This window comes from Asanoa ishikariensis (assembly GCF_900107455.1).
Lineage (GTDB): Bacteria > Actinomycetota > Actinomycetes > Mycobacteriales > Micromonosporaceae > Asanoa > Asanoa ishikariensis.
The window spans coordinates 247,864-262,593 of the sequence record NZ_FNQB01000002.1 but is presented as its reverse complement, the minus strand read 5'-3'; the positions used below and the strand labels follow the sequence as shown (position 1 = coordinate 262,593).

Genomic DNA, 14,730 nt, shown 5'->3' with positions numbered 1-14,730 from the left:
GACACGTGCTATCAAAACGGGATGACTGAGCTCGACGACCTGGAGGCCCGTGCGCGGGCGTGGCTGGCCGACGACCCTGACGAGGCGAGCCGGGCCGAACTGGCCCGGGTGCTCGACGGGCTGCCCGACACCGCCGACGATCTGGCCGACCGGTTCGCCGGGCCGCTGACCTTCGGCACCGCCGGGCTCCGCGGCCCGCTGCGGGCCGGACCGAACGGAATGAACCTCGCCGTGGTCACCCAGGCGGCGGCCGGCCTGGTCGGCTGGCTCGCCGCCCGCGATGCGGCCGGTCCGCTGGTCATCGGGTACGACGCGCGGCACGGCTCGCGGGAGTTCGCCGAGCGGACCGCCCGGGTCGCGACCGGTGCCGGGCGGGAGGCGCTGCTGCTGCCGCATCCCCTGCCGACGCCGGTGCTGGCGTACGCGGTCCGCAAGCTGGCCGCCGCGGCCGGCGTAATGGTGACCGCGAGCCACAACCCGCCGCAGGACAACGGCTACAAGGTCTACCTGGGAGCCGGCCTTGGCGGGTCGCTCGGCGCGGGTGCGCAGATCGTGCCGCCCGCCGACGTCGAGATCTCGGCCGCCATCGCCTCGGTCGGCGCGCTGTCCTCCGTACCGCTGGGCTCCATCGGGGTGGTCCTCGACGAGGACATCGTCGAGTCCTATGTGGAGGAGGCGACGCGGGTCGTCGATCCGGACGGGCCGCGCGACCTGGCGGTGGCCTATACGCCGCTGCACGGCGTCGGCGCTCGCGTGCTGGCGGCGGCGTTCGCGCGGGCCGGGTTCGCGCGGCCGCACGAGGTCGCCGAGCAGGCCGAGCCCGACCCGCTCTTTCCGACCGTGGCGTTCCCCAACCCGGAGGAGCCCGGCGCGATCGACCGGGTGATCGAGCTCGCGAAGGTGACCGGCGCGGACATCGCGATCGCCAACGACCCCGACGCCGACCGGTGCGCGGTCGCGATCCCCGGCCCGAACGGTTGGCGGATGCTGCGCGGCGACGAGGTGGGCGTGCTGCTCGCCGACCACCTGCAACGGCGCGGGGTGACCGGGCGCTTCGCCACCACGATCGTCTCGTCCTCACTGCTGTCGCAGCTCTGCGCGCGGCGTGGGGTCGCTTATGGTGCGACGCTGACCGGCTTCAAGTGGATCGTGCGGGCAGGATCAGACCTGGCTTTCGGGTACGAGGAAGCGCTGGGTTACTGCGTGGCGCCCTCGATGGTGCGGGACAAGGACGGCATCACCGCGGCGCTGCTGGTGGCCGAGCTCGCCGCGGGGTTGAAGGCCTCGCTGCGCACTATTGGCGACCGCTTGGACGAGATCGCCGCCGAGTTCGGCGTCTACGCCACCGACCAGCTCTCGGTCCGCGTCGACGACCTGTCGGAGATCGACACGGCGATGGCCTACATCCGCACCAAGACGCCCGGCTCGCTGCTCGACGACCCGGTGATCTCGGTCGAGGACCTGGCGCCGGAGAACGACGTGCTCATCCTGCGCACCGAGTCGGCGCGGGTGGTGGTCCGGCCGTCCGGCACGGAGCCCAAGCTGAAGGCGTACCTGGAAGTGGTCGAACCCGTCGTGGACGGCGACGTGGCGGCGGCGCGCGAGCGGGCTTCGGCCTCGGTCCGGGCCCTGCGCACGGAGACGGCGGCGTCGCTCGGGATCTGGTGAGCCGTTAGCTGGTCTTTGTTCGCCAGACCCAGGCGCCGCCGACCTCGTCGGGGATCTCGCCGGTCAGCTCGATCACCAGGAAGCGGAGCTGGCCGGCGTTCGTCTCCGTCTGCGGCAGGATCAGCGCGTCCGCGCGCCAGAAGGCCAGGTCGTCGGCGAACTTGGCGCGGGTCTCGTCGGTGACCGGTGGCAGGTCGCCGGTGCGACTGGTCTGGTCGAACAGGGCGCCGGTGAACCGGGTCGGCGCGTTGAAGATGGCCCGGTTGTCGGCGCCCTCGGTGGCCGGGCCGAGGAAGTACCCGCCGGCGATGGCGAAGCCGATCTGCGCCTGGGCGGCCCAGCGCATCCCGTCGAGGTAGATGTTGTCGGTGACCGGCACGAACACCAGGCTCTGGCCGTCGCTCGCGTAGTCGCGCCAGAGGCCCTGGGTGACGAACGCCGGGGTTTTGGGGACGTCGACGGTCGGGAGCTGTTGCGGTGCCAGCGGGACCAGCGCACCCAGGACGGCCGCGGCCGTCACGGTCCTGATGGCGATCCTCAGCTTCTCGTTCCTCGTTCTTCGGGCCATTTTGAGTGCCTGGTCGGCGCCGAGGGCAAGCAGCGCGGCCGCGACGGGCACCACGATCAGCGAGAGCCTGGTCGGGACGACCGAGTTGAAGACGGGCAGGTTCTCCAGCCAGCGCCATGGGCCTTCGACGCCGGTGCCGTCCTGGTCGATCATGATCTCCGGCCCGAGCGAGAGGGCGCCGAAGACGAACGCGGTGACGACCAGCGCCCAGGTCGTCCTGCTTTTCCAGGTGAGCCCGATGCCGATCACACAGGCGATCAGCAGGGGCCAGCCGAGGAAGCTGTTCTCCTCGGCCGGGCCCTGGGTGAGCCGCTCGGCCGTTTCGGTGCTGCCGGCGATCGAGAGCCGGGCGAAGGCGGGGTAGGCGGCGAGGTCCGTGCTGACGTCTTTGACCGCGGTGGGCACGCCCTCGTAGCTCTGCGGCCCGTAGAACTGCACCCAGAGCGGGTAGGCCAGCAGGGCTCCGGCTGTTGCGATGGCGATGGCCAGTCCGCCGAGGAAGCTCGGGATCTTGGTCTTGCTCTCGCGGGGGTTGAAGACGACGTAGCAGAGGACGAAGACGAACAGACCGAGGGCGGTGTAGAGCAGGACCTCCTCGTTGACGAAGGCCTGGTACGTGACGAGGAGGCCGAGCCAGATCCCCCGCCGGATCGCCCGGCCCGGTCTCGCGAGCCTGATGACCGCGACGACGAGCCAGGGGACGACGAACTGGGCGGTCCAGTTGACGTGGCCCTGGGCGTGGCTGATGAGCCCCGGAGCGAAGCCGCAGAGGGCACCGGCGGCGAACGCCACCAGGCGGTTGTCGACCAGATGGCGACTGAACACCCAGTACCAGCCGAAGGCCGTGCCGGCGAGCCCGATCACCAGAAGCACCGCGAACGCCGTCTGCGGTCCCCAGAGCAGGGTGATCGGCGACATGGGGATGCCCAGCCCGAGCACCGACGTGTTGGCCATGAGGTTGACGCCGTCGGGCATGTTGAGCGACTTGGTGGTGAAGGGGTAGATCCCGTGCTCGGCCACCTGCGCACCGTGCGCCAGCACCCACTGGAAGAAGACGTGGTCCTGCGGGTTGACGGCGGGGGTGGCGGTGCTCAGATCGACCCACAGACGCCCGGTGACGGCGAAGGCGGCGCCGAGGTAGAGCAGGGCCACGGCGACGGTGCTGACCGGCCCGACCCACGTGGGCCGTGCGAGCCGCTCTGCCCCGGCCGGCGGTCCTGTTTGATCGCTGACGGCAGAGGCCACGCTTTCACAGCGTAGTGGCGCGATCGCGCTCCGAGGTCATCTTCGGCCGCGCCACGACACCGAAGCCCCCGGCCCGGACCGGGGGCTAGTGGGTGACCGGGCGCGGGGTGCCCAGGGCGGCCTGGATGGCCTTGCCCAGGGCGATGACGACCAGGGCGACCGACGGGCGGACCGTCGACTGGTCGAGGCTGACGCCGCCGGAGAAGCCGGCGCCGCTGGCGATGCGCTCGAGCTTCTCGTGTGCGGTCGCGGCCGCGTCGCCGGTCAGGCCCAGGGCGGCCTCCATGCGGCTCGCGACGATCAGCGTCGCCAGGGCGGCGGTGCGCTCGTCGGGGGCGCCCTCGCCGGCCAGGGCGGCGGCAAGGCGACCGCGGGTCTCGTCCTCGACCGTCGCGTCCACCGAGGGGTAGCGGTGGACGTGGATGAACTCGAGCTCGACCTCGTCGACGTCGCGGATCACGCCGCGGCCGACCAGGTCCGAGAGGACGCGGTCGCGCAGCCCGTGGCGGAGCCGCTGGACCCAGGAGGCCGGGGTGTGCGGCACGTTCGACTCGATCTTGGCAAGCACTTCGTCGGCCACGGGCACGCCCGTCGGTGTCGCGTCGACCACCACGATGTTGCCGTCCGCGTACGCGATCCGGCCGGCGAGGGCCAACTCCACCAACACTGCCGCGGCCATGCCGAGGTCGAGCCCGATGCGCGAACCGGTCGCCTTCCCGGACTCGTTGTCGTAGGCGAGCAGCAGAAGCTCCTCGGCGATCGGAACAGTGGTCATGGCCCGGAACGGTAGCCGCTCCGCGCCCGCGTCGCACTCACCGGTCGCCCATGCGTCAAAAACGGGGCATTCCGCCGAACTGGCGGTCACCCGCGTCACCTAGGCCGGGAACGATGTACTTCTTGTTGTTGAGCTCGTCGTCGATCGATGCCGTGACCAGGCGCAGCGGCAGCCCGGAGCGCTCCAGCCGGGCGACGCCCTCCGGGGCGGCGAGGACACAGATCACGGTGATGTCGGTGCAGCCGCGGTCGGCCAGGAGCCGGCAGCAGTGCTCCAGCGAGCCTCCCGTGGCCAGCATCGGGTCGAGCACCAGCACCGGGATGCCGCTCAGGTCGGCCGGCAGCGACTCGAGGTAGGCCCGGGGCTCGAAGGTCTCCTCGTCGCGGGCCAGGCCGACGAAGCCCATCGACGACTCGGGTAGCAGCGCCAGGGCGGAGTCGGCCATGCCCAACCCGGCGCGCAGGACCGGCACCAGCAGCGGCGGGTTGGCCAGCCGGGTGCCGTGGGTCGGGGCGACCGGGGTCTCGATGGGGTACTGCTCGATCGGGAAGGCGCGCGCGGCCTCGTACACCAGCATGGTGGTGAGCTCGTGCAGTGCTGCCCGGAAGCTGCCGGGTTCGGTGCCCACTTCCCGCATCGCCGTCAGGCGGCTCTGCGCGAGGGGATGATTCACAACTTGTACGTCCACGGTTGGTCAAGGTACCGGTCGGTCGTGATCTGTGGGCAGGCCTGTGGACAGCGCCCCACCTGTGGATAACTAATCGACCCCGCACGGCACCCGTACACTCGTCCGCATGACAGCGACGACGGCGTCGGACCTGTCCTCGGTAACAAGCTCCGACGCGGCCCTTCGGGCATTTTTGCACGGTCTGCCCGGGGTCGACCAGGTTGGCGCGGAACAACGCGCCGCCATGCTCGGCACCCGGTCGATCAAGACGACCGCCAAGGCATGGGCGATCGATCTGGCGATCCGCATGGTCGACCTGACCACGCTCGAAGGCGCCGATACCCCCGGCAAGGTGCGCGCGCTCTGCGCGAAGGCCCGGCGGCCCGACCCGGCCGACCCGACCTGCCCGTCGGTGGCCGCGATCTGCGTCTACCCGGCGATGGTCCCGGTGGCCACCGAGGCGCTGGCCGGTTCCGGCGTCCACACGGCGAGCGTCGCGACGGCCTTCCCGTCCGGCCAGGCGCCGCTCGAGATCAAGCTCGCCGACACCCGGGCCGCCGTCGCGGCCGGTGCCGACGAGATCGACATGGTGATCAACCGGGGTGCCTTCCTGTCGGGTCGCTACCTCGAGGTCTACGAGGAGATCGCCGCGGTCAAGCAGGCCTGCGGCCCGGCCCACCTCAAGGTCATCCTGGAGACCGGCGAGCTGTCGACCTACGACAACGTCCGCCGCGCCTCCTGGATCGGCATGTTGGCCGGTGGCGACTTCATCAAGACCTCGACCGGCAAGGTCCCGGTCGCGGCGACGCTGCCCGTGACGCTGGTGATGATCGAGGCGGTGCGCGACTTCCGTGACCTGACCGGGCGTCAGGTCGGGGTCAAGCCCGCCGGCGGCATCCGCACCACCAAGGACGCGATCAAATACCTGGTGCTGGTCAACGAGACGGCCGGTGACGACTGGCTCGATCCCGACTGGTTCCGCTTCGGCGCCTCGACGCTGCTCAACGACCTGCTGATGCAGCGCACCAAGCTCACGACCGGTGTCTACGCCGGTCCCGACTACTTCACGCTGGACTGACGATGTTCGAATACGCCCCCGCCCCCGAATCCCGCGCGGTCGTCGACATCAAGCCGTCCTACGGCCTGTTTGTCGACGGCGCCTTCGTCGACCCCGCCGACGGTGCGTACTTCAAGACGATCAACCCCGCCTCCGAAGAGGTGCTCTCGGAGGTCGCCGAGGCCGGTCCCGCCGACGTCGACCGTGCGGTCGCGGCGGCCCGGAAGGCCTACGACAAGGTCTGGTCCCGGATGCCGGGTCGCGACCGCGCCAAATACCTCTACCGGATCGCCCGCATCATCCAGGAGCGCGGCCGCGAGCTGGCCGTCCTGGAGTCGCTCGACAACGGCAAGCCGATCCGCGAGTCCCGTGACGTCGACATCCCGCTGGTCGCGGCGCATTTCTTCTACTACGCCGGCTGGGCCGACAAGCTGTCGCACGCCGGGTTCGGCCCGGCGCCGCGCCCGCTGGGCGTCGCCGCCCAGGTCATCCCGTGGAACTTCCCGCTGCTCATGCTCGCGTGGAAGATCGCGCCGGCGCTCGCGGCCGGCAACACCGTGGTCCTCAAGCCGGCGGAGACCACGCCGCTGACCGCGCTGCTCTTCGCCGAGATCTGCCAGCAGGCCGACCTGCCGCCGGGCGTGGTCAACATCGTCACCGGCGCCGGCGAGACCGGCCGCGCGCTGGTCGAGCACGCCGGCGTCGACAAGATCGCGTTCACCGGCTCGACCGACGTCGGCAAGGCGATCGCCCGTTCGGTGGCCGGCTCGCGAAAGAAGGTCACGCTCGAGCTCGGCGGCAAGGCCGCCAACGTGGTCTTCGAAGACGCGCCCATCGACCAGGCCGTCGAGGGCATCGTCAACGGCATCTTCTTCAACCAGGGCCACGTGTGCTGTGCGGGTTCACGGCTGCTGGTCCAGGAGTCGGTCTACGAGCCCGTGCTCGCCTCGCTCAAGCGGCGGATGGCCCGGCTGCGGGTCGGTGACCCGCTCGACAAGAACACCGACATCGGCGCGATCAACTCGGCCGCGCAGCTCGAGCGGATCCGCACGCTGTCCGACATCGGCGGCGAAGAGGGCGCCGAGCGCTGGTCGCCGCCGTGCGACCTGCCCGAGAACGGCTTCTGGTTCGCGCCGACCATCTTCACCGGCGTCACCCAGGCCCACCGCATCGCCCGCGAGGAGATCTTCGGTCCGGTGCTGTCGGTGCTGACCTTCCGCACGCCGGCTGAGGCGGTCGAGAAGGCCAACAACACGCCTTACGGCCTGTCCGCGGGTGTCTGGACCGACAAGGGCTCCCGGATCCTCTGGATGGCCGACCGGCTGCGCGCCGGCGTGGTCTGGGCCAACACGTTCAACAAGTTCGACCCGACTTCGCCGTTCGGCGGCTACAAGGAGTCCGGCTACGGTCGCGAAGGCGGCCGCCACGGGCTGGAGGCATACCTCGATGTCTGACGCACGCGTGGCGGTCCGCAAGACCTACAAACTGTTCATCGGCGGCAAGTTCCCGCGCAGCGAGTCCGGCCGCTCCTACATCGCACAGGACGCCAACGTGGCCCTGGCCTCCCGCAAGGACGTCCGCGACGCGGTCGTCGCCGCCCGTGCCGCGGTGAAGGGCTGGTCGGGCGCGACCGCCTACAACCGCGGCCAGATCCTCTACCGCGTGGCCGAGATGCTCGAAGGCCGCCGCGACCAGTTCATCGGCCTGGGCCTGCCCGCCGCCGAGGTCGACGAGGCGATCGACCGCTGGGTCTGGTACGCGGGCTGGTCCGACAAGATCAGCCAGGTCTACGGCGGCGCCAACCCGGTCGCCGGCCCCTACTTCAACCTGTCGTCGCCCGAGCCGACCGGCGTGGTCGGCCTGGTCACCCCGCCGTCGTTCCTCGGCCTGGTCAGCGTCATCGCCCCGGCCATCGTCACCGGCAACACGGTGGTCGCCCTGACCGCGCACGACGCCCCCTTGGCCGCGGTGACGCTCGCCGAGGTCCTGGCCACCTCCGACCTACCCGGCGGCGTCGTCAACATCCTGACGGGCGACCCGGCCGAAACCGCGCCGTGGCTGGCCGCCCACATGGATGTAAACGCCATCGACCTGGCCGGCGTCACCGACCAGACCCTGGCCACGTCGCTGGAAGAAGCCGCCGCAGGCAACCTCAAGCGCGTCATCCGCCCGGCCGCGTCGACCCCCAACTGGTCCGACGACCCAGGCCTGACCCGCATGACGGCCTTCCTGGAAACCAAGACCGTCTGGCACCCGAAGGGCATCTGACCGGTCCGCATCGCCGCGTCCGGGTGCGGCGGCCCGACGAACAGGGCCGCCGCACCCGGACGCGTTTGCTCTTCAGGCCGCCGCACCACGGCGGCCCACTATTGCGGCGCTTCGGGCGGCAGCCTGCCCGCGCGGTGGCCGGCTGGTCGTGGTCGCCGTCTGGTTCGTAGGCGGCGTAGTCGAAGCCTGACAAGAGGCGGCGCCACCTCGACGTCCGCGTAGAAGACGATCCAGTCCTTGGCTCCCACCACAACCACCTCCCGGGTCAGGCGGAAACTACCGGCTGCCACCGACAGAAACCGCGCGTGCGCGGGCGGCGTTGATCTCGGGGGCGTGGGTCACCGCCCACTCGCCGATCGCGATCACCAGGGGCAACAACGATCGGCCGAGGTCGGTCAGGGCGTACTCCACCCGTTGCGGAGTCTCGCTGCGGCTCACCAGGCCGTCGCTCTCCAAGGTCCGCAGTGTGCGGGTCAGGATTCGCCGGCTCAGGCCGTGGATGGCGCGATCTAGCTCGTTGAAGCCGTACGGGCGCTCGCGCAGCAAAGCCAGGACCAGCACGCTCCATTTCTCCCCTACCCGGCGCAGCACATCCGTCGCGGCGCAGGTGGTGCGGTCGGAGTCGGTCACGGGGAGCGGCAGTAGCGGTGACATCAATGTGCCTTCTTTCCGACGACCCCGGATGATGCCCAGGATCGAGTATGCGCACAGTGGTTATCGCGGGCGGGACACGTGGCATCGGCGGGGCTCTCGCGGCCCGGCTACGACAGGCGGGCGACCAGGTCCTCGCGCTCGGCAGCGAAGACGCCGACCTGACATCAGTACGCCAGACAACGGAGCTGATCAGCCGGCTGCCCGATCGGATCGACGCGCTGGTGCTCGCGGCCGGCCGCTTCGACCAGCGGCGCGTGGTCACGGCCGAAGGCCTGGAGCAGACGTTCGCGATCGGCGTGCTGAGCCGCTACCTGCTGACCGAAGGGCTGCGGCCCGCGTTGGCAAAGGCGGCATCGACCCCGGTGGTGCTCAACCTGAGCGGTACAGGCGGGATCAGGGCCGGCCGGATCCACTGGGACGACCTTCAACTCAGACACGGCTACACGATGTTCAAGGCGACCATGCAGGGCGCACGGGCCAACGACCTGCTCGGCGTCGCCTTCGCGGCCCGGGAAAGTCGCATCCGTTACGTCCTCTACAACCCGCTGCTCGTCAACAGCGGCATGCACCGGCAGCTCAGACAACCGCTGCGCACGCTGGTGGGCGCCGCCGCGGCGACGTTCGGGACCACAGTGGACAATGCCGCCGAACCGCTGGCCGGCCTGCTCGCCGATCCGCCGGATGCGCCCCTGACCGCGCTGCGCCGCGGGAAGCCGGTGTCCCTGGACCGCAGCGAGTTCGATCCCGGCACCGCAGAACGCCTCGAGGCCGTCCTCACGGACCTGGCCGCCCGGGTGTAGCTTCCGGGGCGCTACCCGGAAGGCGGAAAACACGTGGATATCACCGAGGCCCTGGCCACCGACGCGGGTCTGTTCGGGCTGTGGTCACCGACGTCGTTCCACGACGTCGTGGACTACGAGACCTGGGAGGCCGCGCTGCTGGAGGACGAGGACATCGTCCGGCACATCGCCATCGGGGCGTTCGTCCCGATCAATATCGGCGGCGACGGTGCCTACCAGTTCGTCGCCCGGGTCGGTTCCATGTCCGCGCCGGCGGAGTTGACCGAGCGCGAGCGCAAGTACCTCATCGTCACGTCGGAGCCCTATCTGTTCGTCGCCACGGCGGGCGCTGTCATCAGCGGGATCGAGCACGTCGGCGACGATCCGGACATCGGTCTGCGCATCTCGCTGGAACCGGGCCGCTGGCAGGCGACCGTCGCACTCATCGACTGGACGGCCGAACCGGGTCAGCAGGACGACGACGGTGCCCCGAAAATGGGCGCGCTGCCGGACTTCGTGGTGCTGATCAACCCCGAGAGTGGGCACGCCGACTACCGGCAGACGGTCGAGACCTTCGACCCGCCCACGGACGATCAGAGCCTGACCCACTCCGAGGAGTAGTCGTCGCCGACGAAGCGCAGGGAGTTGCCGACGCAGAGGTACGGGTCGTGTCCGGGGACCAGGTCCAGGTCGACGGAGCTGTTCCGGCTGCCGCCCCGGTAGAGCACGACCTCGCCCTTGCCGTCGCTGCCAGTGACGTATTCCTGCCGGCCCGCGTGATACACGTTGGCGGTCACCGTGCCGTTGATGCGCTCCGTCCACTTCGTACCTTTGACGGTCGCCGTCCAGGTCGCGTTCTTCCAGACGACCGTCAGGCGCCCGTCCGGCCTGTACGTCATGACGACACCGGTCCCGCCGCTGAAGATCGTCGAGCTGCCGTCGATCTTCAAGGTTCGCTTGCCGCTGGTTGACCGCCAACGGCCCACCACACACGGGTCGACCAGTGCGGCCGGCGTGGGTGAAGTCGACCGCACCGGCGAAGCCGAGAGGGACGGCGACGGCGATGGCGCCCCGACGGTGCGGTCGGAGCCAGCACCGCCCGAGCCCAACAACGGCACCACGGCGACCGCCCCCGCGGCCATCAACACCACCAGGCCGGAAAGCAAAGCGACCCGGCGGGTACGCGACGGCGCGCGCACGACCACCGACGGGACAGCAGGGGCAGCCTCGATCGCGCGCACGCTGCCCTCGGCCACCACCAGTTCCGGCTGCTCCACCAGGAGAGGCACGACCGCGAAGGCTCGGTGCAGCGCCGTGCTGACCGCCGGCATCCGGCTGGACCCGCCGGTGAGATAGATGGCCGCCAGATCCGCCGCGACGATCCCGGCCGAAGAGATCGCCGCGTGGGTCGCCTCGACGGTCGAGGCCAGCAGCGGCGCGGTCAGCTCGTCGAGCTCTTCCCGGCCGAGCGTCACGTCGGTGTCGAGCAACGGCACGTGCAGAAGTGCGGACGTGGCCCGCGACAACATCTCCTTGGCCGTACGCGCGTTCTCCCATAGCTGCCGACTGGCCCGGCGGTCGGCGGTCGACGACGGGTCGACCAGCCGCGACCAGATCTCCGGGGACAACAGCCCGACGGTCGAACCCAGCCGGCGCACGATGGCGGCGTCGAGATCCAGCCCGCCGCAGTCGGCGCGCCCCTCGCTGGCCAGGACCTCGAAACCGGCCGGCCCACGGCGGACCACGGACACGTCGAACGTTCCGGCGCCGAAGTCGTAGACGACCGCGGACCGCCCGACCGGCACCGCCTGGCCGGCCACACCCGCGAACAACTTGGCCGCCGCCACCGGCTCCGCGACCAGCTCGACCACCGGGAACACCTGTTCCGCGGCCTCCGACAGCACGCGCCGCCGCTGCGTGCCCCAAGCCGCCGGGAAGCTCAGCGTCACCGAGGTAACCGGCGAGCCCGCGATCCGGGACGCCTCCTGGCCCACCCGCGACAGCGTGGCGGCGATCAGCTCCCCGACCGGCACCTCCCGGTCGCCGAGCAGGACGGCTCCGTCACCGATGCGCTGTTTGGGAAAGGGCTCGAACGCGGCCGGCACCGACAACGCGGTGTGCCACGCGTCCCGGCCGACCAGCAGCCGGCCCGTGCCGTCCACGCAGACTCCGCTGGGCAGCAGCGGCGAACCGTCGAACAGCACGGTCCGTGGCTCCCGGCCCGCCTGGACCAACACCGCGACGGTGTTGGACGTGCCGTAGTCGATGCCCAACCGCACGCCGTCGCCAGCCACGGGGACAACGTAGTTGATCGGTGCGATCGATGATCTCCGACGTGACCGCCGCACCATCACGGTGGGCTACTACACAGGGTAGGATCGACGCGTGACGCGGTTGGGAGATCTCGAGCGGGCGGTGATGGACGTCCTCTGGGATCGGTCCGGCCCGGCCACGGTTCGCGAAGTCGTCGATGCGCTCGACGGGCGTGACCTGGCGTACACCACCGTAATGACGGTGCTCGACCGGCTCGCCGGCAAGGGCATGGTCGGGCGTGAGCGCACCGGCCGGGCCTGGAGCTACCAGCCGGTCGCCGGTCGCGACGCGTACATCGCGCAGCTCATGCTCGATGCTCTCGAGATGGCCGGGGAGAAAGACGCGGCGCTCGTGCGGTTCGCCCGGTCGGTGACCGGCGACGAGGCCGAGGTGCTCCGCGCCGCTCTGGACAAAGACAAGGCTTGACCGATGTTCTACACCGCACACTTCGGCGCGGCGGTGCTGGGCTGCTATCTGGTGGCCTGGGTGATGCTCAAGTCCCGCTGGCCGGCGACCAGTCCGACGGTCGCGATCCTCTGCTGGCAGGGCATCGGTCTGGCGGTCGGCCTGTCCGCGATCGGCATCCCGATCTCCTTGGGCCTGGCTCCCTACGGCCGTCCGCCGGGCACCGCCTTCCGGATCCTGGTGAACGACCTCGCCGGCGGCCGACTCCCAGCCGAGCTCGGCGTCGGCCACCTCGCGCTGATCAGCGTCGGGCTCGGCATCGGCGTCGTGCTGTTCTGGTCGACCGGCGCCAGCCTCCGGCACGCCGCCAAGGCCCGCCAGCGCCAGCGTGACCTGCTCGCCCTGGTCGCCCGCGCCGATCCGGCCGCACCCGGCGCGCTGGTGCTCGACCACCCGAGCGCCGCGGCCTACTGCGTGCCTGGGCTGCGCCCGCGCGTCGTGATCAGTGCCGGCGCGCTCAGCCTGCTCCCCCGCGACGAGCTCGCGGCGGTGCTCAGCCACGAGCACGCACACGCCAAGGAGCGGCACGACCTCGTCCTGCTCCCGTTCTCCGCGCTGGTCCGCGCGCTGCCCGGGGTGAGCTGGATGGTCCGCGCCATGGCCGCCGTCGCGCTGCTGGTCGAGATGCGCGCCGACGACCGGGCCCGCCGCCTGCACACCGACGAGTTGCTGGCGGCCGCGCTGGCCCGGTTCGCGACCGCGCCGTCGCGGGTCACCCCCGCGGGCATGCTCGCCGCCGCCGATCACGACATCGTCGCCCGGGTACGCCGGCTCCGCGCACCGCTCGGCCCCACGCCGCTGGCGGCCCTGGTCGCCCTGGCGAGCACCACCGCACTGGCCGCGCTGCCGGTCGCGCTCTTCCTCTCCTGAGCACGTCTACGACCGCTTGTAGTAGAGTCATATCCATGACTACTACAAGCCGTAGGACTAATAGGTAGGGATGCTACGTGTAGAGTCGCTATAACAAGCGAACCTCACTATCCCCTCGGAGGGGCTTGGTCATGGACCCCTTGCCGCTCGCCCGTCTGCAGTTCGCCACGACGACCTCGATCCACTTCCTGTTCGTCCTCGTGACGCTCGGGCTGGTGACGCTGCTGGTCTACCTCCAGACCGCCGCGTTCATCACCCGCAAGCCCGTCTACGAGCGGATGGTCCGCTTCTGGGGCACCATCTACTTGATCAACTACGTGCTCGGCATCGCGACCGGCATCGTGATGGAGTTCCAGTTCGGCCTGAACTGGAGCGGTCTGTCGCGCTACACCGGCAACGTGTTCGGCGCGCCGATCGCGCTGGAGACCCTGCTCGCGTTCTTCCTCGAGTCGACCCTGCTCGGCATGTGGATCTTCGGCTGGCACCGGCTGCGCCGCGGCGCGCACCTGGCACTGCTCTACGGCGTGGCGATCACGGCGTACCTCTCGGCGTTCTTCATCATGGCCGCCAACGCCTGGCTGCAGCACCCGGTCGGCTACGAGGTCCGCGACGGGATCGCCCACCTCACCGACTTCACCGCGCTGCTGACCAACCCGACCTTCACGATGGCGCTCGGCCACGTGACGTCCGCCGCGCTGCTGACGGGCGGGATGGTGCTCGCGAGCATCAGCGCCTGGCTCATGCTGCGCCGCAGCCCCGACTACGAGCTGCTGCGCAAGTCGCTGTGGATCGGCCTCGTCACGGTGACCGTCGCCGGCGTACCGCTGATGGGCTTCGGCTTCGCGCAGTTCGGCGCCGTCGGCCCGGTGCAGCCGACCAAGTTCGGCGACGACGCGGCCAAGGCGCAGGCGGTCGCCGACTTCACCGCGCGGTTCGGACCGGGCGACTACCTGCCACCGGCGTACGCCAACGTCAGCCTCGGCTTCATGATCCTGATCGGCTTCACGCTGGCCTGGTCCTTCGTGATGCTGCCGCTCTTCTACCGCGACTGGATCGTCCGGCTGAAGTTCCCGCTCGTCATCGTCGGCCTCTGTCTGCCGCTGCCGTTCGTCGCCGCGATCCTCGGCTGGCTCACCCGCGAGGGCGGCCGGCAACCCTGGGCGGCGTACGGGCTGCTCAAGGTCGAAGACGCCGTCAGCCCGATCAGCGGCGGTGTGGTGCTGGCGTCCTTCCTCGGCTTCACCGCACTGCTGCTGACCCTCGCCGTCACCAACTGGGTGCTGATCGCCAAGCGGGCCGCCCGAGGCACCGCCGACCCCGCACTCGGCCGCTCCCTGGCCGACGTCACCGCCGAAGACGACGAGCGCCGGCCCGAGCCGGCCCTGGCCCGATAGGAGATGG

13 protein-coding genes and 1 pseudogene are annotated in these 14,730 nt (G+C 70.6%); 9 read left to right on the top strand and 5 right to left on the bottom strand.

Going from position 1 to position 14,730, the window contains the following annotated elements; genetic code table 11:
- The first annotated feature begins 21 nt into the window (after positions 1-21).
- On the top strand, positions 22-1,668 hold the full coding sequence (locus BLV39_RS15520) for a phospho-sugar mutase (RefSeq protein ID WP_090792184.1): 1,647 nt from the start codon (positions 22-24) through the stop codon (positions 1,666-1,668).
- A gap of 4 nt (positions 1,669-1,672) precedes the next feature.
- Here BLV39_RS15520 and BLV39_RS15515 read toward each other — a convergent pair whose 3' ends face one another.
- The 3 genes from BLV39_RS15515 to upp all read right to left on the bottom strand — a co-directional run bounded on the left by BLV39_RS15515 (position 1,673) and on the right by upp (position 4,944).
- Positions 1,673-3,481, bottom strand: a complete 1,809-nt coding sequence (locus BLV39_RS15515) for a glycosyltransferase family protein (protein WP_143049774.1) — start codon at positions 3,479-3,481, stop codon at positions 1,673-1,675.
- A gap of 85 nt (positions 3,482-3,566) precedes the next feature.
- Complete coding sequence (locus BLV39_RS15510) at positions 3,567-4,256, bottom strand: GOLPH3/VPS74 family protein (RefSeq protein WP_090792178.1); 690 nt, start codon at positions 4,254-4,256, stop codon at positions 3,567-3,569.
- Between the two features lie 55 nt (positions 4,257-4,311).
- A complete protein-coding gene (gene upp / locus BLV39_RS15505; protein WP_090792176.1) occupies positions 4,312-4,944 on the bottom strand; it encodes a uracil phosphoribosyltransferase in 633 nt (210 codons plus the stop codon).
- A gap of 106 nt (positions 4,945-5,050) precedes the next feature.
- Between upp and deoC the strand changes: the two genes are divergently transcribed.
- Genes deoC through BLV39_RS15490 form a run of 3 tightly spaced genes read left to right on the top strand, consistent with a single transcriptional unit; the run spans position 5,051 to position 8,248 of the window.
- Positions 5,051-6,001 carry a deoxyribose-phosphate aldolase gene (deoC, locus tag BLV39_RS15500; RefSeq protein WP_090792174.1) on the top strand — a complete coding sequence of 317 codons (951 nt, stop codon included), beginning with the start codon at positions 5,051-5,053 and terminating at the stop codon, positions 5,999-6,001.
- A gap of 2 nt (positions 6,002-6,003) precedes the next feature.
- Complete coding sequence (locus BLV39_RS15495; protein ID WP_090792170.1) at positions 6,004-7,434, top strand: aldehyde dehydrogenase family protein; 1,431 nt, start codon at positions 6,004-6,006, stop codon at positions 7,432-7,434.
- Positions 7,427-8,248: an aldehyde dehydrogenase family protein gene (locus BLV39_RS15490; protein WP_090792168.1), complete on the top strand. Its 822-nt coding sequence runs from the start codon at positions 7,427-7,429 to the stop codon at positions 8,246-8,248. The genes BLV39_RS15495 and BLV39_RS15490 overlap by 8 nt, the downstream gene beginning before the upstream one ends.
- Positions 8,249-8,524: 276 nt before the next feature.
- Here BLV39_RS15490 and BLV39_RS15485 read toward each other — a convergent pair whose 3' ends face one another.
- Positions 8,525-8,902 (bottom strand): winged helix-turn-helix transcriptional regulator, encoded by a 378-nt coding sequence (locus BLV39_RS15485; protein WP_090792166.1) that lies wholly within the window; start codon positions 8,900-8,902, stop codon positions 8,525-8,527.
- A gap of 47 nt (positions 8,903-8,949) precedes the next feature.
- Between BLV39_RS15485 and BLV39_RS15480 the strand changes: the two genes are divergently transcribed.
- Together BLV39_RS15480 and BLV39_RS15475 are read left to right on the top strand one after the other, a co-directional pair.
- A complete protein-coding gene (locus tag BLV39_RS15480; RefSeq protein ID WP_143049773.1) occupies positions 8,950-9,702 on the top strand; it encodes a Rossmann-fold NAD(P)-binding domain-containing protein in 753 nt (250 codons plus the stop codon).
- Between the two features lie 33 nt (positions 9,703-9,735).
- The gene (locus tag BLV39_RS15475) at positions 9,736-10,302 is read left to right on the top strand and encodes a hypothetical protein (protein WP_090792161.1); all 567 of its coding nucleotides are present in this window, start codon (positions 9,736-9,738) and stop codon (positions 10,300-10,302) included.
- Here the strand turns inward: BLV39_RS15475 and BLV39_RS15470 are convergent.
- On the bottom strand, positions 10,275-11,975 hold the full coding sequence (locus BLV39_RS15470) for an Hsp70 family protein (RefSeq protein WP_090792157.1): 1,701 nt from the start codon (positions 11,973-11,975) through the stop codon (positions 10,275-10,277). The genes BLV39_RS15475 and BLV39_RS15470 overlap by 28 nt on opposite strands.
- 91 nt (positions 11,976-12,066) lie before the next feature.
- Between BLV39_RS15470 and BLV39_RS15465 the strand changes: the two are divergent.
- The 3 genes and pseudogenes from BLV39_RS15465 to BLV39_RS15455 form a co-directional block, all read left to right on the top strand.
- A pseudogene (locus tag BLV39_RS15465) lies at positions 12,067-12,402 on the top strand (BlaI/MecI/CopY family transcriptional regulator); the annotation flags it as partial.
- 21 nt (positions 12,403-12,423) lie between these two features.
- On the top strand, positions 12,424-13,329 hold the full coding sequence (locus BLV39_RS15460; protein WP_090792151.1) for a M56 family metallopeptidase: 906 nt from the start codon (positions 12,424-12,426) through the stop codon (positions 13,327-13,329).
- Between the two features lie 131 nt (positions 13,330-13,460).
- Positions 13,461-14,723 (top strand): cytochrome ubiquinol oxidase subunit I, encoded by a 1,263-nt coding sequence (locus BLV39_RS15455; RefSeq protein WP_090792148.1) that lies wholly within the window; start codon positions 13,461-13,463, stop codon positions 14,721-14,723.
- Positions 14,724-14,730 lie beyond the last annotated feature (7 nt).